This window comes from Bacillus gobiensis (assembly GCF_001278705.1).
GTDB classification, from domain to species: Bacteria; Bacillota; Bacilli; order Bacillales; family Bacillaceae; genus Bacillus; species Bacillus gobiensis.
This window is the reverse complement of sequence record NZ_CP012600.1, coordinates 4,333,993-4,354,627: the sequence shown is the minus strand read 5'-3', so window position 1 is coordinate 4,354,627 and position 20,635 is coordinate 4,333,993. Positions and strand designations below refer to the sequence as shown.

23 protein-coding genes and 1 pseudogene are annotated in these 20,635 nt (G+C 42.1%); 7 read left to right on the top strand and 17 right to left on the bottom strand.

Going from position 1 to position 20,635, the window contains the following annotated elements; genetic code table 11:
• Positions 1-11 precede the first annotated feature (11 nt).
• Positions 12-1,706 carry a M3 family oligoendopeptidase gene (locus tag AM592_RS21895; RefSeq protein ID WP_053606219.1) on the bottom strand — a complete coding sequence of 565 codons (1,695 nt, stop codon included), beginning with the start codon at positions 1,704-1,706 and terminating at the stop codon, positions 12-14.
• A gap of 234 nt (positions 1,707-1,940) precedes the next feature.
• On the opposite strand from AM592_RS21895, the gene rpiA reads away from it, so the two are divergent.
• From rpiA to AM592_RS21880, 3 genes are all read left to right on the top strand, one after another.
• Positions 1,941-2,606, top strand: coding sequence for a ribose 5-phosphate isomerase A (rpiA, locus tag AM592_RS21890; protein ID WP_053605728.1), 666 nt, complete (start codon positions 1,941-1,943; stop codon positions 2,604-2,606).
• 19 nt (positions 2,607-2,625) lie between these two features.
• Positions 2,626-3,585, top strand: coding sequence for a Gfo/Idh/MocA family protein (locus tag AM592_RS21885; RefSeq protein ID WP_053605727.1), 960 nt, complete (start codon positions 2,626-2,628; stop codon positions 3,583-3,585).
• A 127-nt stretch (positions 3,586-3,712) separates the two neighbouring features.
• Entirely contained in the window at positions 3,713-4,159 is a 447-nt protein-coding gene (locus AM592_RS21880; RefSeq protein WP_053605726.1) for a DMT family transporter, read from the top strand.
• Between the two features lie 180 nt (positions 4,160-4,339).
• Here AM592_RS21880 and AM592_RS21875 read toward each other — a convergent pair whose 3' ends face one another.
• The 15 genes from AM592_RS21875 to AM592_RS21805 all read right to left on the bottom strand — a co-directional run bounded on the left by AM592_RS21875 (position 4,340) and on the right by AM592_RS21805 (position 16,550).
• The gene (locus AM592_RS21875) at positions 4,340-5,194 is read right to left on the bottom strand and encodes a PHP domain-containing protein (protein ID WP_053605725.1); all 855 of its coding nucleotides are present in this window, start codon (positions 5,192-5,194) and stop codon (positions 4,340-4,342) included.
• Positions 5,191-5,634, bottom strand: coding sequence for a GNAT family N-acetyltransferase (locus tag AM592_RS21870; protein WP_053605724.1), 444 nt, complete (start codon positions 5,632-5,634; stop codon positions 5,191-5,193). Before AM592_RS21870 ends, AM592_RS21875 begins: the two co-directional genes overlap by 4 nt.
• 16 nt (positions 5,635-5,650) lie before the next feature.
• A complete protein-coding gene (gene phnL / locus AM592_RS21865; protein WP_053605723.1) occupies positions 5,651-6,364 on the bottom strand; it encodes a phosphonate C-P lyase system protein PhnL in 714 nt (237 codons plus the stop codon).
• Between the two features lie 12 nt (positions 6,365-6,376).
• A complete protein-coding gene (locus AM592_RS21860; RefSeq protein ID WP_053605722.1) occupies positions 6,377-7,006 on the bottom strand; it encodes a DapH/DapD/GlmU-related protein in 630 nt (209 codons plus the stop codon).
• A 13-nt stretch (positions 7,007-7,019) separates the two neighbouring features.
• Positions 7,020-8,201 carry an alpha-D-ribose 1-methylphosphonate 5-triphosphate diphosphatase gene (locus tag AM592_RS21855; protein WP_053605721.1) on the bottom strand — a complete coding sequence of 394 codons (1,182 nt, stop codon included), beginning with the start codon at positions 8,199-8,201 and terminating at the stop codon, positions 7,020-7,022.
• A gap of 18 nt (positions 8,202-8,219) precedes the next feature.
• On the bottom strand, positions 8,220-9,056 hold the full coding sequence (locus tag AM592_RS21850; protein WP_053606218.1) for an ATP-binding cassette domain-containing protein: 837 nt from the start codon (positions 9,054-9,056) through the stop codon (positions 8,220-8,222).
• On the bottom strand, positions 9,056-9,904 hold the full coding sequence (locus AM592_RS21845) for an alpha-D-ribose 1-methylphosphonate 5-phosphate C-P-lyase PhnJ (protein ID WP_376773414.1): 849 nt from the start codon (positions 9,902-9,904) through the stop codon (positions 9,056-9,058). Before AM592_RS21845 ends, AM592_RS21850 begins: the two co-directional genes overlap by 1 nt.
• Before the next feature lie 34 nt (positions 9,905-9,938).
• A complete protein-coding gene (locus AM592_RS21840; protein WP_053605719.1) occupies positions 9,939-11,054 on the bottom strand; it encodes a carbon-phosphorus lyase complex subunit PhnI in 1,116 nt (371 codons plus the stop codon).
• A complete protein-coding gene (phnH, locus tag AM592_RS21835) occupies positions 11,055-11,681 on the bottom strand; it encodes a phosphonate C-P lyase system protein PhnH (RefSeq protein WP_053605718.1) in 627 nt (208 codons plus the stop codon).
• Positions 11,668-12,105, bottom strand: a complete 438-nt coding sequence (gene phnG, locus AM592_RS21830; RefSeq protein WP_053605717.1) for a phosphonate C-P lyase system protein PhnG — start codon at positions 12,103-12,105, stop codon at positions 11,668-11,670. The genes phnH and phnG overlap by 14 nt, the downstream gene beginning before the upstream one ends.
• 176 nt (positions 12,106-12,281) lie before the next feature.
• The gene (locus AM592_RS21825) at positions 12,282-13,091 is read right to left on the bottom strand and encodes a PhnE/PtxC family ABC transporter permease (RefSeq protein WP_225970419.1); all 810 of its coding nucleotides are present in this window, start codon (positions 13,089-13,091) and stop codon (positions 12,282-12,284) included.
• 50 nt (positions 13,092-13,141) lie between these two features.
• Positions 13,142-13,927 (bottom strand): ABC transporter permease subunit, encoded by a 786-nt coding sequence (locus AM592_RS21820; protein ID WP_053605715.1) that lies wholly within the window; start codon positions 13,925-13,927, stop codon positions 13,142-13,144.
• On the bottom strand, positions 13,917-14,705 hold the full coding sequence (gene phnC / locus AM592_RS21815; protein WP_053605714.1) for a phosphonate ABC transporter ATP-binding protein: 789 nt from the start codon (positions 14,703-14,705) through the stop codon (positions 13,917-13,919). The genes AM592_RS21820 and phnC overlap by 11 nt, the downstream gene beginning before the upstream one ends.
• Positions 14,706-14,737: 32 nt before the next feature.
• Positions 14,738-15,766, bottom strand: coding sequence for a phosphate/phosphite/phosphonate ABC transporter substrate-binding protein (gene phnD, locus AM592_RS21810; RefSeq protein WP_053605713.1), 1,029 nt, complete (start codon positions 15,764-15,766; stop codon positions 14,738-14,740).
• 61 nt (positions 15,767-15,827) lie between these two features.
• The gene (locus AM592_RS21805) at positions 15,828-16,550 is read right to left on the bottom strand and encodes a GntR family transcriptional regulator (RefSeq protein WP_053605712.1); all 723 of its coding nucleotides are present in this window, start codon (positions 16,548-16,550) and stop codon (positions 15,828-15,830) included.
• Between the two features lie 372 nt (positions 16,551-16,922).
• Between AM592_RS21805 and AM592_RS21800 the strand changes: the two genes are divergently transcribed.
• The 4 genes and pseudogenes from AM592_RS21800 to AM592_RS21785 all read left to right on the top strand — a co-directional run bounded on the left by AM592_RS21800 (position 16,923) and on the right by AM592_RS21785 (position 19,681).
• Positions 16,923-17,459, top strand: a complete 537-nt coding sequence (locus AM592_RS21800; protein ID WP_053605711.1) for a TetR/AcrR family transcriptional regulator — start codon at positions 16,923-16,925, stop codon at positions 17,457-17,459.
• Positions 17,460-17,612: 153 nt separating this feature from the next.
• Positions 17,613-18,245: pseudogene (locus AM592_RS21795) on the top strand (3-keto-5-aminohexanoate cleavage protein); the annotation flags it as partial.
• 2 nt (positions 18,246-18,247) lie between these two features.
• Positions 18,248-19,195: an L-carnitine dehydrogenase gene (locus AM592_RS21790; protein ID WP_053605710.1), complete on the top strand. Its 948-nt coding sequence runs from the start codon at positions 18,248-18,250 to the stop codon at positions 19,193-19,195.
• Positions 19,196-19,210: 15 nt separating this feature from the next.
• The gene (locus tag AM592_RS21785) at positions 19,211-19,681 is read left to right on the top strand and encodes a thioesterase family protein (RefSeq protein WP_053605709.1); all 471 of its coding nucleotides are present in this window, start codon (positions 19,211-19,213) and stop codon (positions 19,679-19,681) included.
• Between the two features lie 81 nt (positions 19,682-19,762).
• Here AM592_RS21785 and AM592_RS21780 read toward each other — a convergent pair whose 3' ends face one another.
• Positions 19,763-20,422: a hypothetical protein gene (locus AM592_RS21780; protein WP_053605708.1), complete on the bottom strand. Its 660-nt coding sequence runs from the start codon at positions 20,420-20,422 to the stop codon at positions 19,763-19,765.
• Positions 20,423-20,635 lie beyond the last annotated feature (213 nt).

Here is a 20,635-nt window from a genome sequence, read left to right as displayed (position 1 = left end):
GGATTTTTCAATCACAGCTTCGTATCGTCTATACCATTCAGCCAGTTTTCAATCTCACCGATCACGGAGGCTGCACAACCTTCTTGAAACGGTGAGATTAAACCCGCTTGCTCAACAAGACTGGTAAATGGCTTACTCCCTCCAACTTGACACAATTGAAGGTAATCCTTCCATGCCGCATGATAATCCTCATTCAGTTTTTTCCAAAATTGCAGAGCACAGATTTGAGCGAGAGTATAGTCGATATAATAAAACGGAGCAGCAAAAATGTGCCCTTGCTTGTGCCAAAACCCGCCTCGCTCCAAATAAGCATTATCTTCATAGTTCCTATGCGGCAGATATTTTCTCTCAATCTCTCTCCAAGCAGCTTTTCTATTAGCAGGTGTTGCTTCCGGATTTTCGTAAACAAAATGCTGGAATTCATCTACGGCTACACCGTATGGAATAAAAGTGAGAGCCTCTGACAAATGGTTGAATTTATATTTTTCCGTCTCCTCTTCGAAAAACAGCTTCATCCATGGCCAAGTAAAAAACTCCATGCTCATCGAATGGATCTCAGCAGCCTCCATTGTCGGGAAACTGTATTCAGGGACTTCCAAATGTCTGCTCTGGTATACTTGAAATGCGTGCCCCGCTTCATGGGTCAGTACATCAATATCTCCTGAGGTTCCATTAAAATTCGAGAAAATAAATGGCGCTTTGTACTCGCTTAAATACGTACAGTATCCTCCGCTTTGTTTTCCTTTTTTACTGACCAGATCCATAAGGCCGTTTTCGATCATGAAATTAAAAAATTTATTGGTCTCATCTGAAAGCTCTTCATACATTTTACGGCCGTTCTCAATAATCCACTTCGGATCGCCCTTTGGTGCCGCGTTTCCGGATTTAAAGCTGAATTCTTCATCGTAATAATTTAGTTGTTGAACCTCAATGCGATTGCGTTGACGTTCCCGGAGCTTTGTCGCTGCCGGAACGATAATTTCCAACACTTGATTTCTGAAGTTTGCAACCATTTCCGCGTCGTAACCGATTCTGCTCATTCGAGCGTATCCAAGCTCAACGAAATTTTCATAGCCAAGCTCTTTGGCAATCTTCGTTCGAATCTTAACCAAGTCATCATAGATCCGATCCAATTGCTCTTCATTTTCACTCATAAATTGATATTTTGCTTCTGCTGCCTTGCGTCTAATGTCCCTGTCTTTTGATAGCTCAAACGGCTTCATTTGGGCTAATGTCCGCTCTTCCCCCTCAAATAGAATTTTCGCAGAGGCGATCAGCTGGTCATATTCTGTACTTAGCTTATTCTCCTTTTGCAAATCTTCTATAATTTTAGGATGAAAGGTTTTTACCGAAAGCTCTGCCAATTGAAAAAGCTGGCTGCCCCACTTCTTTTCCAGCTCCTTACGAAACTCTGAATTGACCAGAGCTTGATAAAAATCTGTTATGTATTCTTGGATGACAGGACCAACTTCGTCGATATAATCCTGTTCTGCTTTATAAAACGAATCATTTGTATCGATGGAGTGGCGGATATACACAAGATCGGATGCGGTATTAATCTTGTTGCGAAGCTTATTCACAGCAGCAAGCGCCTGATCCTGTTCATCGAAGCTTTCTGCCTTTCCGAACGTTTCGATGAGTTGTTTAAAGCTCTTTTCTATTTCTGTAATATCCGGCCGCTCATATGGGTAATCTTTAAATTTTATCACTCAAACTCCCTCTTTCGAAAAATAGTTTTTCTATTTTATTATACTGAATATTTCCATATTAGAATATGAATTTGGCAAATCTTGCATCAATCATTCCATACTTATATTAATTGAAATGCAGAATCTTAATAAAAGTGAAGCCACATGCTTTGAATCTTATTTTTACTGAGCGTATACTTTTTATTGAGCACATACATAATGCATTGTTAAACAAAAGGTGAGGTGGGAGCGATGAATGTAAAGCAGGAATGTGCAAAAGCCGCTATGGAGTATATACAGAGCGGAATGGTCATAGGGCTGGGCGGCGGAAGCACGATCAGTTATTTAATCGATTTCATAAAAAATGAAAACATAAAGGTGAAGGTAGTCACTCCATCCTTGAAAACAAAGCTGCTTTGCTTGGAGCAAGGATTGGAAGTACTGCCTGCTTGTGTCGTGGAACAGATTGATGTTGCGTTTGATGGCTGCGACCGGGTTGATGAGAAGCTGCACGCGCTAAAAAGTGCAGGAGGTATCCATACACAGGAAAAGCTGATCGCAAAAATGTCAAAGGACTATATACTGCTTGCTGATGTAACAAAATTTGTTCCAACGTTAACGTATGACCACCCAGTTACACTTGAAATTTTACAGGAATCACTAAGCTTTGTTCTAAAAAAGGCCGAAGCATTAGGCGGGAAACCCGTTGTACGTACCGGCTCTGAAAAGGACGGGTATACCATCAGTGACAACGGTAACTTTTTGGTAGATGTTTATTTTCAAGCTGAACAGGACAGCAAACAGCTGGAAAATAAGTTAACGCAAATAGCGGGTGTGATTGACGTCTCGCTATTCACCACCGTTGTAACCAAGGTTTTGGTTGCAGGTGAAAATGGAGTAAAAGCAGTAACAAAATAATAGCAAAGGTGGGCTTAACGTGGGGAAAGTAAATTGGGCTATACTTGGACCGGGTGCAATAGCAGCAGATTTTGCCAAAGCAATTGTTGACGTAAATGGGAGTATCGGCGGAGTTTGGGCGAGAAATGCAGAGAAAGCAAAAAGTTTTGCAGAGCAATTTAACATTGAAAAGGTATACACAAGCAGTGATGAAATGCTTCAGGACGATACAATTGACGTTGTCTACATCTCTACGCCTCACAGCATCCATTACGAATACATAATCGATGCACTGCGAAACAACAAGCACGTACTTTGTGAAAAAGCGATTACAATGAATGGTAAACAGTTGAAGGAAATTGTGGACCTCGCAAAGGAGAAAGGCTTAATCGTTGCAGAAGCAATGACGATTTTCCATATGCCACTCTACAAAAAATTACGCGATATTGTGGATGCCGGGAAGCTTGGCAAGTTGAAAATGATTAACGTAACCTTTGGAAGCTGTAAGGAAGACGACCCAACTAACAGATTTTTCAACCCCGATCTTGCCGGTGGTGCGATGCTTGATATCGGTACGTATGCGCTATCGTTTACAAGGTATTTTCTCTCCCGTCAGCCCAATGAAGTGTTGACGACAGTCAAAAGGTACGAAACAGGTGTGGATGAACAATCCGGAATAATCTTAAAAAATGATGCGGATGAATTGGCAGTGGTTTCACTTGCCATGCGGGCGAAAATGCCAAAACGGGGAATTGTCGCTGGTGAATTGGGATATATTACGGTAGAAGATTTTCCCAGAGCTCAAAAAGCAATAATTACATATACGGCGGATGGAAGTGTTGAAGTTGTTGAAGCGGGTGCTGCTGAAAAAGCGTTGAACTATGAAGTGGAAGCAATGAATCGATACATTTTAAATCAAGAGGAAAACAGCACTTTGCCATTATCTGTTGATGTGATGTCAATTATGGATGAAGTGCGGAATCAGTGGGGAAATGAGTAACAAGTGCCTAGAAAGCCGGCGTCACGTTAACATCGCCGGCTTTTTTTCTTGCCCCCAGAAAATGGATTAGACTTGGTTTCTGATTAAAGATCACTTAGAAATTGGCGGAAAGGAGTAAATACATTTTATGCAATATATTGTTTTTCTAGTAATTGCACTTATTGCCGGCGCAGTACTTCCTCTGCAAACTGCGATTAATTCAGAACTGCGCAATGCGGTCCACTCCCCTTATTTAGCTGCTATGTTCTCCTTTTTGGGCGGCACTATTTTATTAATCGCTTTGTCACTCACGATGAATCATACGATCATACCGGATCGAAGCGCATTTACTAAGCCGTGGTGGATTTGGACCGGCGGAGCATTAGGAGTCGTTCTCGTATTGGCGAATGTAATATTGATGCCGAAAATCGGATCGGCTCTCACCGTTGGACTACTGCTTGCGGGACAATTAATCATGGCCGTTTTGATTGACCATTTTGGCTGGTTCAACCTGCCTGTACACGAGATTAGCCTTCCGAGAATCGTAGGAATTGTGCTTATTTTAGTTGGAATATTTTTGGTCCAACGATTTTAAATTTATATTGAGTGGAGCATAGTAATCGAAAGAGCAACTTAAAGAAGAAGCGATCAAAAAGATGAGGACAAGGAACCCTTCCTTGCCCCCATCTCTATGCTTTTTAGGAACGATATCGCTTGAACTCTTCTTGAAAATAATTAATCTAATTCCCATTCAATCAAGCGATAAACAAGTATATTAAAATAAGACGTTGCTCTTGTGCTCCATCAATCGATCGAATTGAATTGGATCTGTCGTATATGACCCAATCGTTGAATCCGTATCACTATAAAACCCGTGGAAATCTGATCCGCCAGTTTGAATCAGGTCAAATCGCTGAGCAAGATCTATTGCTTTTGCTCGATGATTTGCATCGTGCAACGGATGTTTCACTTCGATGCCTTTCAAACCAATCCCAACCCATTCCTCCGCTGCTTCAAAGTTGTCGAATTGTCCTGGATGGGCAAGGATAGGAATACCTTCTGCCTCTTGAATGGCACGAATGGCTTCTTCTGCAGGGATATAGTCAATCGGGATAAATGCAATGCCCGCACCTTCCGTATCGCTTCCTCTTCGGAACAGCTCTTTATATAACGCTCCGTAAATCGTTTTCGTGTAGCCTTTTTCCAAGAGGGCATGCATAATATGCTGTTTGTAGACGCCGGTTCCACCTTCAGCTAAAGCTTTTACTTGCTCCCACGTGATATCGTAGCCGGCAGCTATTATTCTTTCCACCATCATTTTAGAAACGAGATGACGCTTTTCCACTAATGGCTGGCACAGTTCTTTGATGCTTGGATGGCCTGGCGTTATGTACAAGCCCAACAGATGCGCGCGGCGTCCTCTCTTTGTATCGAATGCGGAAATTTCGATACCCGGAATTATATTCACACCTGCTTGCTTTCCGATCCGAATCGCATCCTTCAATCCATCCGTAGTGTCGTGGTTAGTAATGGCAAGGTTGGTCACACCACGCTGTTTGGCCATTGCTATCACTTCTTCATTTGTATATGAGCAATCAGATACTTTTGTATGACAATGTAAATCGATCATTTGTTTATCAACTCCGTTCTAAAGCTTACTCCATGCCTTTCAAATCCGATATTCTCATAAAAGGAATGGGCCTCTGTACGAGTTTCGTTGCTGGAAAGCATAAGCTTATAACAGTTATTTTCGGATGCGATCTCTCTGGCTTTTAACATCATTGCCTTACCGATTCCCTGGCTCCTAAACTCAGGATGAACCACGACGTTTTCAACAATGGCAAATTTCAAGCCTCCATGGCCGAAGTTGTCACAAATTATCAGCGAGAATGTCCCAGTAATTTGACCTTCCTCGTTCAATATGAGAAATATTTTATAATACGGATAGCATCTTATTTTTCCTACTAATTGTTCCGCCTCTGTCAAAGACATGCTGTTGTGCTCGTCCAGCACCTTCAGAAGGTTTAAATAGTCAGGTAGATCGTTTTGTTCCAATTCACGGATTTCCATAACGTGCACCCACTTTTTAATTGCTGTGCCCACCTGATAATGAGCCGTTGGATAAATTGTATTGGCAATCTACTACAGTTTCCATGAAATCGAGGTCATGGAAAATACCGATCATGCTTGTTCCCTCTTCTTTTAATTGGATGATCATATCTTTTACCGCGATCTTTGAGGCTTCATCGAGAGAGGCAGTTGGTTCATCCAGCAGTAATAATTTCGGCCTTTTGACCATGGCTTGGGCTAAGTTTAAACGAAGTTTTTCTCCGCCGCTAAAGGTCCGGGGATAAGAATCCCACAAAGATGACGGAAGCTTAAAGTGTGCCAAAATGTGTTTTGCTTGTTCCACCGCATCGTTGCTTCGTTCTCCTATTTCAATTAACGTCGCTGTCACCAATTCTAACGCTGTTACACGGGGCATGACGTTAAGAAATTGTGAGACGTAGCCGATCTCTTTTTTTCGGATGGCAATAATTTCTCTTTCTGTGGCCTGAACAAGATCAATCGATCCAAACTGCTCTGATCGATAGACAATTGAGCCTCCAGTTGGTATATACGTACGATAAATGCTTTTTAACACTGTCGATTTTCCCGCACCACTCCTTCCGGTGATGCCAATGAACTCTCCTTCATTTAAAATGAAGCTGATGCGATTGCAGCCGACAATGTGTTTATTATCGGATTGATGCATCGTAAAGGTTTTTTTCAGGTCATCTATTTTCAATAATTCGCTCATGATTGTCCTCCTCTAGTCTATCGAAGATCCTTGTCCATACTTTTTGATAAATCGTTCGACGTCCTTAAGGTCTTCAAAACACTCCTCCAATTGCTGCCTATCCCAATTCCACCATTCGATTTTCAAAAGTTCATCAGTGATTTCCTTGGGGAATCTTTCTTTCAGAGGTGATGCCGGAACACCGACGGCTATCATATAAGGGGGTATATCCTTTGTGACAATGGCCCCGGCCCCGATGACCGCTCCTGTTCCTATCGTTACTCCCGGCATAATAATCGCCCCGTGGCCAATCCAGACATCATGCCCGACGGTTACTTTATGATCTTTTCTCCATTGGAAAAATTCTTCATCATCCTGAGAATCGAAGCCATACTGGACACGGCGATACGTTAGATGATGCTGTGTCACTCTCCAGGTTGGATGGTTGACAGGATGTATGCGCACATTTGTGGCAATCGAACAAAACTTCCCGATCTCCGAGTAAATGATTTGTACGTCCCCTGACGTATACGTGTAGTCGCCAATGATTGATTCTTCGATTTTGGAGTTTGGGCCGATGTCCGTCCAGCTTCCGATTATGCTTTTTTTGACGTCTGCCGTTTCGTGAATGGTCGGCTCTTCTGTTAAACGTTTGGCTTCCATCTTCTCATTCTCCTTATGGCAAGATTCCCGCTGTTACCGGCGTTTGATAATTCATTTGGCAGACAACCTTTCCGCCGACGATGACGGTTTGCAGCACCGGCCGCTTTTTTTCTTCACTGACAATCAGTAAATCAGCCTTTTTCCCTACCTCAATCGAGCCTACTTCATGATCTATTTTCAAGGCTTTAGCTGGGTGGATGGAAACCATATTCACCGCTTCAAAAATTGGCATGTCTGCATGATACAACTTGAACGCTGCATGCAAGAGAGATGAAGGATAATAATCGGAGCAGAGAATATCGACTGCACCATGCTGGATGGCTTTAAGCGCGGAAACGTTATTGCTATGCGATTTCCCTAACAAAACGTTTGGAGCGCCCATTACGACATAGAGCCCTGCTTCTTTTGCTTTTTTTGCTACTTCCAGCTCGATCGGAAATTCGCTGATGGATGCATTCCAGCTTTTAACAACTTCAAGCTTTTCGATCGTGTCATCATCGTGGGAAGCCAGCGGAATGTTGAGGCGGTCAGCAAGCCCGGCTAACTCTTGTAAAATTTTCGGATCAAGCTTAGCGAAAAGCTTACTTTCTTCAATCGTCCTGTTAGCTTCTTCATCCGTAAGATGGCGGTGTTCGATGAGAAAGCGTTTATGCAATTCGATATCCCTGAATTGTCCTTGCCCGGGAGTGTGATCCATAAACGACAGCTGATCGATATTCCCGTCCTTCATCAGCTTTTCTACACTCTTTACAGCGACCGTATTCGTTATTTCATAGCGAAGATGGGTTTTATGGCGGATTAAATGCGTTCCGTATGACAGCTGTTTAATTGCTGCTATCATCTGTAAGACGATGTCATTTTTCCGGGTCCATTTCTTTGCGTTTTCTTCCATTAGAGACATGGAATGATAGATGGTCGTAATCCCTTCTCCTACGAGCTTCTTTTCCAATTCGTAAAAGGAGACTTCGACTGGAAAGATGCTGTTTGGCCTTGGTTCTAATTCCAGTTCGATTGCATCACTATGGGAATCAACCAGTCCGGGAAGCACCCACTTCTTTTCGGCATTGATGTCTTCATTTCTGGTGGTGTCGGGTAATCCTTCTGTCATGGAGACTATTTTATCATTTTCAATTTCAATCGTTCCGTTCTCGATGACTTTGTCGGGAGTAACGATATTAGCTTGATAGATTTTCATTTTTTCACCTCATCTCTGTTATAAAAGCGAATGAACAAGCAACTGTGTATATTCATGCTGCGGATCCTCTAAAATTTGGTCTGTTAGGCCCTGTTCAACTACTTTTCCGCTCTTCATCACCATCGTACGATCTGCCAGCATCCGAATGACCCCTAAATCATGAGACACAACGATCATCGCAACACGAAGCTCACGCTGAATGCTGCGTATCAAATCCAATACCTTTGCCTGGACGGATAGGTCGAGCCCTGTCGTTACCTCATCTAAAAGCAGAATTGGTGGATTATTGGCAAGGGCTTTAGAGATCTGAACACGTTGCTGCATACCGCCGCTGAAATTTTTTGGCAGCTCATCCATCCTTGCAACAGGAATTTCGACGTGCTCCAGCAAAGCAGAGGCGCGCTCGCGAATCGTTCCCACATGATAGGTTCCGGACGCAATGAGCTTCTCTGCAATGTTTCCGCCACTGGAAAATGACATCTTCAAGCCGAGCCACGGATTCTGATAAACCATTCCCATTAAATAATTTCGAATGTACCTTTTTTGTTGGGGCGATACAGAAAAGATGTCGGCGGTGCCTTCTTTATAGGATGAAATGCTCGCTGTTCCCGAAGTAATACTGTCATCAAAATAAAGACTTTTAACAAGTGTACTTTTTCCAGAGCCGCTCTCACCGACGATTCCAAGAATTTCACCTTCGTATAAGTCAAAGATTACGTTCCGGCAAGCCCAAACGCTTCCGCAATATGCGCAGCGATTTTCTTCTCCCAGCATATCCGGAGCCGCGCATTTCGGGCATCCTTCTCCGTATCTCTTATTGACATTTCGTACCTTTAATAGCGGTGTTTCCGTCATCATGCTTCAACGCTCCTTTTGTTTTGTACTTTTGCACAATGAGCTGTATCCGAGCATTGATATACTTTTTCTCCTGTTTCGCTGTTGTAAATCTCATCGAGGAACGTATTATCACTGCCGCAAAGCTGGCATGATAACCCATCAAACTGCTCGACTTTAAAACGATAATCCTCAAACTCAAGCGGTTCAACATTCGTATAGGGCGGTACGGCATATATCTTCTTTTCACGCCCAGCCCCAAAAAGATAAAGCCCGTCAGCTTGGTGAAGCTTTAATAGATCGTAGCGGGGAATCGGGCTGGGATTAAAAATATAGCGTCCGTTTACGAGACCCGGATAGTCGGCTCCAATCGTAATTTCTCCCCAGCGGACAATATCCTCATAAAGCCTGAGCCACATACTGCTATAATCCATTTCGGCATGAAGCCGCTTCGTCTCTTGTTCCTTTGCTTCCACACGTCGCAGAGGTTCTGGCATCGGAACCTGAAAGACAAGGATTTGATCCTCACGGAGCGGAACCTCTGGAATACGGTGTCTCGTTTGAATAATTGTCGCCTCTTCAGAATCGTCTGTTGGAATCACTTCTGAACAATTTTCCACTAATTGTTTGATGCTCACCGCATTGACACTATCATCGTGTCCTTGATCGATGACCTTCAATCGATCATTATCGCCAATCAGTGATAACGTGAGCTGGAGCCCGCCTGTGCCCCAGCCTCTGCCAATCGGCAGCTCTCTTGAAGCAAAAGGAACCTGGTAGCCGGGAATAGCAACAGCCTTTAGCGTAGCCCGGCGAATTTCTCTTTTTGATCCTTCATCTAAAAAAGCATAATTGTACGTTTGTTCGATTTGATACTCCATCTTCGCTTTCTCCTTTCCCTGACTATATAAGACTGTTCTTTTCAGCTACTTTCGCATTATCGTCTGTTGCCGGCTTTTGTGCCTGCCTGATCCGATCGAGCATTGATTGGAACGTAATATAATGCGGCAGCTTTAAATGTGATACAAACCCGTTTGATTCAACACTGTCGATATGTAACAGAACAAACTCTTCATCCTGAGTAGGGCTGTTTCCTGCTGTTTCCAGGCTTCGCTCTAAAATCGCCATCGAGATCGCTTTTACTTCGTTTTGTCCAAATGCCAGGCCATAACCAAGCATGAATTCTACATCGCCTTGATCATTTTGCGTAAACGAGTTGATTGTTTCTACTTCTGTCAGCATTACTTCACCGATATACAATTCCTCGTCATCCCCAAACGGATAAGGGATGTGAACCTCTGAATACCCTACTCTCAGCTCTCCAATCGTAGGGTGGACTGGACCATACCCTCTCATACTGCTATAAGCAAGTGCAGTCATAGCCCCTGTCTCTCCGCGGGCAAGTGTTTGAAGCCGGGCAGAACGCGAAGCCGGAAAGGTCATTTTTTCTCGTGTAATATCAAATGGCTCGGTCTCCTCTGCCTCTCGATTAGCGAGAAGCCCCTGTTCCCTTAATAGATCAGCTACTTTTTTCATAGTCATCGCTACAGATTCTTGTTCCTCATGTTCCAGCTCTATAGAATCAAGAAAATCCCGGAGCGCCATGTCATCTTCGTTTCTTAAGTCAAAGTTTAATAACCGGTGCTTATAGTCATAGGTTGGTCCGAGCAGCTGTCCTCCCGGGATATTTTTAAACGCTGATGATATTCTTCTAATCACGCGCATATTCTCTGGCTCAACCGTTGAAGAATAGTAGTTTCTCGGTAAAGTTGATCGGTAGGCTCTTAGTAAAAATGCCGCTTCAGCGGGATCGCCCTCTGATTGCTTTAAAGCAAGAGCAGCGTATTCCGGTGCATATAGTCCGCCTTCCCCCATGACACGATCCACTAACAGTCTCATTTGCTTCTCAATCTGCTCGCTTGACAATACTTCCTTTGCATCCTGCAGCCGGTAACAATCGATTAGCTTGCTTGCATGCTCAATCGCTTTTTGTCCGCCCGTCACCGCAACGTATCCCATTTAGCATTCCTCCCATTCGATTACCGTAGTTCTGGGGATTGCTAGTACTTCACCGGCTCTTGAAACAAGAATCATGTCTATTCCGATTGGAAACTCACCGTTGATCCTTTTTCTTTCCTCAAGCCAATCGATTGAAAATCCAGTAATATGAATCTCACAAGAATGTTGAATTCCCGGTCCTCTTAATATCAGCTTTTGTCCCTTCACAGCTTCCTCTGAAAATGATTCCACAGCGAGAAGCAGTGTTGCACTTTCATGAGGATTTTCCAAAGTACCAGTCCGAAGGCTGCCCGTTACTTGCTGGATTTCTTCCTTTTCCAAGGCTTGATTTATGAAAACATAATCTGCTGCATCAGCAGCAACAATGGGGCTCAATGTTTTCCAATGTATATGCTTTTCAATTTCTTCCTTTGGGACGGATAGAACAGCGAAGCTTGCTTCCCGGTCAACTAACGTATAAGCTAACCCCAATAAAGCAGTTGGAAAATCCGCTATTTGTTCAACGCTTGAGATGATTGGCGCAATGGAATTGATTTTTCCTGGTCTTGCCATTCCGTCGAGCAGCTTACGGTAAATCGCTTGTGTATCGTGAACCATGTCAAAACTTGAATCTTTAGCTTTTTGCATTGTAATCCTCCATCGTATCAAAATTCACTCTGGAACCGGATAATCTAGTTATTTCTTTCTGCTGCTTCTGCTTGATATATTGCTCTTCTTTTTCGAGTGCCGGCAGCCAGGCTTCTGTGATCGGAAGCTTGGCATTAAATGCGCCATCTACCAGGGCGATTTGATATGCTTTTTGCGGTTCTTCCCCCATTAATACACCCATTCCGTAATGTCCGTTTACTTGGACAACACATTCGGTCACGAGCACCTCACCCGTGTAAAACGGCTGCCTTGAGACGGAATCTCTTGTTTTCATCATCACGAGTCCCGTTCGCGGAGAACGCTCCAAGTTTAAGTCTGCAAATGCCTCTACCTGGGTCGCGAATTGTTCCAATAACTCACGATTGCCTTCTATCAAAATTTTCGTTAATCTAGCTTTTCTCATAGCTTCTCCTTTCACGAAATGTTTTCTTAGGAGCTTTCACTCTTGATTACTTTCAATCTAACTTGTCACCAAGTTTCTATGGTTAAGCGAATGTAAAAGAATATGAAATGTATGTAAATATGTTCAAAAAAAAAGAAAGTAACCAAGTCTGGCACTTTCTTTGGGCAAAATAGATATTAATTTACATTTAATCTTTTCTTTAATTGAGTCGCTAGTACTTCCAATAGAATGGCAAAGGCAAGAATAAAGTACGTGATCATACCAACTTCACGCAGATCAAAATAAAAGCCGCTCGCCATAAACATATCATAACCAATTCCACCGGCACCCGCGGCTGCACCCATAGCCACAGAAACACCAAAATTGATCTCAAATCTCACGAACGTCCAGGACACCAGATACGTTAAGCTTGAGGGAATAACAGCTTGGAAAACAATCTGCCACCAGCCTGCTCCGCTCCCGCGCAATGCTTCGATGACACCTTCATCGAGTTCTTCAAAGGATTCAGAGAATGCTTTCGTCAAGTAGCCGATTGAATGAAACGTCATGCCGATGACGGCAGCTACACTGCCCAGACCAGCCGAAATGGCAAAAATAAGCACCCACAATACGGTCGGAACAGCGCGAATAAAGGCAATGATTCCTTTAATGGCTTTCGAAGCGGCTTTCGAAGACAAATTTTGAGCTGCAAACAAGCCTAAAAATAAAGCAATAACAGCTCCGAACAGGGTCGTCAGGAAAGCTAGTCCAATCGTAATTAATACCTGGTAAATCGCTTCAGAGAATGTAAAATGGGCAAAGTGCGCTTCCACAAACATAATCTTGAAGTTTTCAATGGTTGCAGCGATCGCACCAATTATTTGAATATCCTTATAATCAAAACTAAAAAAAGCGTAAACCGTTAGTATCGCCAGCATAACCAAGGTAACCCGAAGGGCAAAGGTAGATTTGTCAAATGGCTTCTTTATTGTAAAGTCAGAACTCATCTCAGGGTTGGCAGAATCAGTTACGGACTTCATAGATCCTTGAGTCTTCATTACAATATCACCCTTCTCACGTAGTTTGATACCAGTTCAATAAGCAGGATGGACAGAATGATTGTAATGACCACCAAACTAGCCGAATTATAATTTAGGCTTTTATAATAAAGATCAAAGGAAAATCCGATTCCAGTCCCTGTTAAAATCCCGACTAGCGTTGCACTTCTTATGTTCGTTTCGATCATGAAAAGAATCCAGCTGATGATTTGCGGAATACTGGCAGGAATAACTGAATGGATAATTACCGGAAAATATTGTGCCCCTGTTGCCTCCAAAGCTTCAACAGCTCCGCTTCCGACTTCATCAATCGTTTCCGTAAATGCTCTCGTTAAAAATCCAAATGAAACGAAAAACAGTGCAAAAAAACCTGTTAAAGAACTTTGGCCAAAAGAGAAAAGCAGGATCATCGACCATGCTGCTACATCAATATTTCTAAAAAGTGTAGCAATTCCTCTGCTAATCACTGACAGGACACCATTTAAACTAGTCGTTTTTGATCCGAAAATTGCAAAAAACAGTGCAAAAATTGCCGCTATCGAAGAAGAGGCAATTGACATAAAAATAGTCTCTAATAATTTATCCAAAATAGAAGGCAGATTTCTTAGCGAATCTTGATCAGGATAAAAATTGCTGAACCCCCAAAAAATCGCTTCCGGAATAGAGGTGAACCCTTCTACAATATTATATTGTGTAATGATCATAGCTCCGTAAGTAATCATTACGATAATTGCCAGAACAATGATCGAACGCAGTCTTTTTTTTAGAAAGAAATCAGATTGCATGCTGTCCACCTGCATCCATAATCAATTTTCCGGACTCAGATCCATAAATCTCATGAATCTTTTCCTTCGTCATATCTTCCGGTGATCCATTGTAAACGACCTGGCCTTTGCTGACTCCGATAACTCGATCCGCATAGTTTAAGGCGACATCCACTTGGTGAAGATTGACGAGCACAGTAATTCCCATGGAAGTTGAAATATTTTTCAAATGATCCATAATCACTCTAGACGCATTCGGGTCTAGAGAAGCTATCGGCTCATCACAAAGTAATAATTTCGGATTTTGAATTAAAGCTCGGGCGATCCCAACTCGCTGCTTCTGTCCTCCGCTCAGTTGATCACACCGTTTGTAAATCTGATCCTCCAGGCCTAAAATATTTAAAATTTTGACTGCCTCCATTTTTTCTTCCTTGGAATACAGTCCTAACATTCCTGCCATCATCGATTTGTATCCGAGTCTTCCGTGTAATACATTTTCAATGACGCTCAAACGATTTACGAGATTATAATGTTGAAAGATCATACCGATTTTCGTTCTGACCTTTCGTAAATTTCGCTTTCCTAACGACATCATTTCGACATCATCAAAATGTACTTCTCCGCCGGATGCATCGATCATTCTATTGATGCAGCGAAGGAGAGTTGATTTCCCTGCTCCCGAAGGACCAATGATGGAAACAAACTCCCCTTCTTTTACGGAGAAGCTAACATTTGATAACGCCTTCGTTTCTTTTCCATACTGCTTTTCAATTTTCTTTAATTGAAGTAACGTTGTCAATGCCAACCTCTCCTTGTTTGCATGATTATTTACTACTTAGAAAGCTCACGGATCGGATCGAACCAAGAATCTTCCACTTCTACAAAACGTTCTTTGTCTGTTTTAAAGAATAATCCCGGTTTTCCAGAATCTTTCGGAACAAAAATCTTATCATTATTCATAACTTCATCTGAAACTAAAGCTTCTTTAATCTTCTTAACATCTTCTTCATTGACCGTTTCGGTATTCACTGCAAAAGGTGCATTTAACACAGGAGTTGTAGAGATAATGGAAAATTCTTTACCTTTAACTGTGTTAAATGGTTCAGCTGCATCATCTTTTACTTTGTAAACCGCTCCAGCAGTATTCTCTTCACCATCTGCCAATTCTACATAGTTCGCGACACAAGTATCACAGAACGCAGCAGCATCCGCTTTTCCTGATAATAGGTTTACTGCAGATCCTTGGTGAGAGCCGCCAAATAGCACTTCACTAAAGAATTTTCCGCCTTCAAGCAGGTCTTCTGCCTTTAAATCCTTGTATTTATCCATTTTGCTGAAGTAAGAAACAATATTGGTAGAAGGTACTTTGAACCCTGATGTTGAGCTGTTGGAAACGAATGAAAATTTCTTATCTGCAATGTTATCGATCTTGAATTCGCTGCCGTCTTTGTACTTATCCTGTTCCCCATTGTTAACTGCAAGCCAGCTATTATACTTAGCATCGTCCAGAGTACCGGAAGGACCGCTTGGAACGACAATCGATTGAACCTTGTTATTTTTCGTATTTGCTTCAATATAACCTTGCGCTCCCATAAATGCTACGTCAGCAGAACCATTAGCAAGAGCCTCGATGGCAATAATATAGTCTGTTGTTGTTTTATGTTCTACTTTTTTACCAGTAGTCTCTTCGAAAACCTTGCCGATTTCTTCACGGGCATCTGCCATATCAGCACCGGATTCGTTCGGGTACCAAGCAATGGTTAGCGTATCGTCCCCAGATCCATTTGCACCGCTTGTACCACAAGCAGATAATGCAAAAACCAAAGTCAACAACATTAAAAGCTGAATCATTTTTTTCATTTTTGACTCTCCCCTAAATATGTAATATTTTTAACTGCTCTCTGTTTGGATAGCTCCCGATTTAATATACGATTAAACATTTATGCATATCGCTTCGCATCCTTGAAACACTATATTCAACCGGGGATCCGCTTGGGTGATTCATTAAGTTTTCCATTTGAATGATCGGGATGTTTTCAGGCATTTCCAGGATTTCAGCATCCTTCCATACAGGAAGGCATCCTTGAAACACTGATCTGCTTCGGATCGGGCGGAAGTGATATTGCTTCTCCAGCAAACCATATAAGGAAGAAAAACCATCAAAATGATGTTCGAGATTAGGGACTTCTATCTCAGGAATGACAGTTGTCGTAATCGAAATCGGTTTGTCATCTACATATCTTAAAATCTCTAAACGATAAATTGTTTCATCTTCATGAATTTGCAGATTTGACCGCTCAGCTAATGAAGAAAGACCCTTTTCCCAATGCAAAAGCCGACTTTCATGCTGCACTCCTTGACTGTCCATAATTTCCGAAAAACGTGTTTGAGAGGATAAGACGTATTGAATGGGCTTGGGAATTCGATTAATATAGCAGCCTTTCCCTTGCACTGGAGTGACCCAGCCTTGATTGGTAATTCTGGCTATCGCCTGCCTAACCACATGCCTATTCACTTGAAAAAGGTGGCAAAGCTTATGTTCAGACGGGATTTTCTCATTTTCCTTATACTCTCCATTGCGAATGTTTTCAATTAAAAACTCGGCAATTTTCAAGTGCTGTGCGGAGTCATCATTACCCTTCATGATCGCAATATTTCTCCCCTCCTGACGAATTACTAGTTCATTTTAACTTGTCAACAAGTTGTAATGGTTAAGGCAGTGTAAAAAATTGTATACTCCGTGTAAATTGTCGAATTACAAAAGCTTCATAATTTTATAAAAAAGGGAAGAAATATAAGTGACTTTTGGCGTGTATTTTAGCGAAAGTCATTGTAAACGAAAGATATTTAATATTAAAAATGAAAATTACAATTATATATATAGATAAATAGGACAATCTTTAGTCCACTTTGCCATGAGTGTTGCATCGAAACCGTCTGAATAGTAAAGTAAAGAGCAAATAACATTCACAAGACAAAATAATCAAATTAAATTTTTATATAAAAGGGGATAAGAATGGGCAGAAATTCTAGGAAGATAGATATCCTAACGGCGGCTTCTAAAATTGTAAGCGATCGTGGAATCTTTAATTTAACGCTAGAAGCAGTAGCGGAGGAAGCGGGAATTAGTAAGGGTGGTTTGCTTTATCACTATCCGTCGAAGGAAGCGCTTGTAAAAGGCATGGTCGAGCATTTGGCAAGTAACTACCAAGAAAAAATTAATAAGAATGCATGCGCTGACCCAATTGAAAAAGGAAAATGGACACGGTCTTTTCTAGATGTCACATTTAATCAAAGTTATGAGAACAAAGACATGAATGCCGGGCTGCTTGCTGCTAAAGCTGTGAATTCAGACTTGCTAGAACCGATCCGAGAGGCTTATAAAAGCTGGCAGAAGGAGATTGAGAATGATGGATTGGATCCCGTGAAAGCAACGATCATCCGTCTGGCGATTGATGGAATCTGGTTATCCGAGCTGTTTGATCTTTACCAACTCGACGAAGAGAAAAAGGAAGAGATCTATAACACGTTAAAATCATGGGCAGAAGAATGAACATAATTATATAATAATCCGCAAGCTCCACCCTTTTTAGGGAGGAGCTTTTATTATGCAATTTTATAAAGGTGAACATATTAAGAGTAATAAGGCTGTTAATTCCTAATCCAGACTACTAGAGACTTGAAACAAAACCGTCCGGATGGTATAGTTTCTGATTTCATCCCAAATCTTGACACACCTGCAGCAGGCAGCAATGGAACGGATATGCAGACACCTGCTGAACGTCACCAGCCTGTAGGAGAACTGCTTCCGGAAATGTGTACATTGGACTGCGGAAGTACAAACTTCGGTAATATGATTTATTTGAGTCCGACTGACTGGCTTAGAGAACAGGCGAAATTAATACAAGAATGCGGAGTTAAACCTGAGCTGGAGTGTTTTGATACGGGCCATATCCGTTTTGCCAATCAACTGATTCAAGAAGGGCTTATAGACGGCGATCCAATGTTCCAGTTTTGCATGGGAATTCCTTGGGGAGCGGAAGCAGACGCTGAAACGATTTTATATATGAAGAATCGTATCCCTGAAAATGCTCATTGGTCTGCGTTTGGAATCGGACGTATGCAAATGCCGATTGCCACGCAATCTGCTATGCTCGGCGGCAATATCCGCGTTGGTCTGGAAGATAATATATATTTGAAAAAAGGTGTGCCGGCACGTAACGACCAGCTTGTTGATAAAGCTGTTCAGATGCTGCACGGCAATGGATTGGACGTCTTGACACCACAAGAAGCTCGCGAACAATTCAATCTACGAAATCCTCATAAAGGAGGCCAATAAAAATGAAGGAAGCAATCAAGAAAGTTTCCGTTATCGGAACCGGAGTTATTGGAAATGGCTGGATTGCACGCTTTTTAGCACAAGGCTATGATGTTACCGCATTTGACCCGGCAGAAGGTGCTGAAGAACGCACACGGAAAGCGATTGATCACGCTTGGACGTCACTCGAAAAACGAGGTCTTGCTCCAGACGCTTCTAAAGATCGTTTAACGTTTAAAGACGACTTAGCAGAAGCAGTGGCAGATGCTGACTATATTCAAGAGAATGTTCCGGAACGTGAAGAATTGAAAAAGAATGTGTTGAACACGATTGATCAGCATGCCAAACCAGAAGACATGATAGGATCAAGTACTTCTGGAATTATGCCAAGCATTTTACAGGCCGGCATGAAGCATCCTGAGCGATTCTTTGTTGCGCATCCGTTTAACCCTGTTTATTTACTTCCGCTTGTCGAAGTGATAGGGGGCAAAAAAACCAATGGAGCAGTCATTGAAATGGCTAACAAGTTTTTCGAATCCATTGATATGAAGCCTCTAGTTCTTCATAAAGAAATAGATGGCCATGTTGCAGATCGTTTAATGGAAGCATTGTGGCGTGAAGCACTTCACCTTGTTAATGATGGAATCGCCACAACAGAGGAAGTAGATAATGCGATCATTTACGGAGCGGGACTGCGCTGGGCTCAAATGGGTCCTTTCCTTACCTTCCACTTAGCTGGTGGTGAACAAGGCATGCGCCATATGTTAGAACAATTCGGACCAGCACTGAAACTGCCTTGGACAAAGCTCGAAGCTCCCGAACTCACAGATGAATTGAAGGAGCGCGTCATTGCGGGATGCGAAAGCTACTCCGGCGATCAATCCGTTGCTGAGCTCGAAGCCAAGCGTAATGAATTCCTAGTGAAATTACTGGATCTTGTAGAAGAATATTGGCCAGAATCGAAACAGTAGATTGGAGTGAAAAACATGCCTGAGCAAGCTTTTAATTATACCGATTATGTGCGAGAAGAGTGGGTCGATTATAACGGTCATATGAACGATGCGGCTTATGCTGCTGTATTCAGCTACGCAGTGGATTCTTTTATGGATGCTGTCGGTTTAGATGAAGAGTCGCGTCACTCACTAAGCTATACGATTTTTACACTTGAAACACACCTATGCTATTTAAAAGAAGCGCACAAAAATGAGCCGCTGCATGTTTCTGTTCAACTACTGGATGATGACGCTAAACGGCTGCACGTATTTTTCACCATGAAAAATGAAGCGGGAGAGCAGCTTGCTACAAGTGAGCAAATGTTAATGGGGATGAACACCTCAGAAGGCAGACCAGCTCCATTCCCGGAATCAGTATCGCAGCATATTCAGGAACTGCGACAGGAGCATGAACATTTAGAAACACCGAACCAAGTAGGGAGAAAGATTGGGATTAGACGATAAATTTTTTTAAACTCTCGATCCTTTCTGTATATTGACGCATCGTTTCTTTCGATAGAAACAACTGCGTCAATAACAGATCTTCTATCCATTAATATAGTTAAACAAGACTTCATTTTTTCTCTCATCGCCAAATGAGCGGGTGACTCCCCAAATCTTATCTACTTCAGTGCCATTTATTTCAGCGTCTAAATCATGAAAAATCCGGTGCAAATAACGAATCGACATTGAATCTCCCTCCTGCCCGATGACGAAAAAAGCCTCAGCATTAGAAAGATCATTCAAAACTTCTGAATCACTAAAGCCATCCTTTTTCAAATACGAAATATCCTCTTTTAATTGCTGCCATTCGGGGCTTTCTGCAAGCGTATGTAAATCAACAGAATCCAAGTGCCCCCAGCCGGCTAAGTCGTTTAAGTAATTATGCTGTTTACGAATAATCTCTTTCACCTTTGCTTCATCTTTATAAGCGACGTCCGTATCATAATCTCCATACTGGAATGTAACAAGAAAGTCCTTCGCTTCTTTGGACAAATTCTTTGCTTCGGCGATATTTCGACCGCCTTTTTCAGAAGAGTTTGCTGTTTTAGAAGCCTTTTCCTCATTGTTTATTTGGTTAGCAGCTTCTTCTCCCCCACCTTGCTTGCTCGCTTCGATTCTTTGATTGGTTAGATAAAAATAGACCCCTGTACCCGTTACCACTATGATGCTTAAACAAAGTAATGTAATTAAAAACACCTTCAATAAGTCCATCTCCTCTGTTTCCTAGTAAATTATTACATAACACAACCTATTATAACAATGAAATTCCATTTTCTGAATAATAGGATATAGAATAATAAATGACGTAAAAATGGATTATCGTAGATACAAAATGAAAAAAAGCTTCCCACAAGTTTCATTGAACTTATGAGAAGCTTCTTACTTTCATTTTAAAAAACCGGCAAACCGGCATCG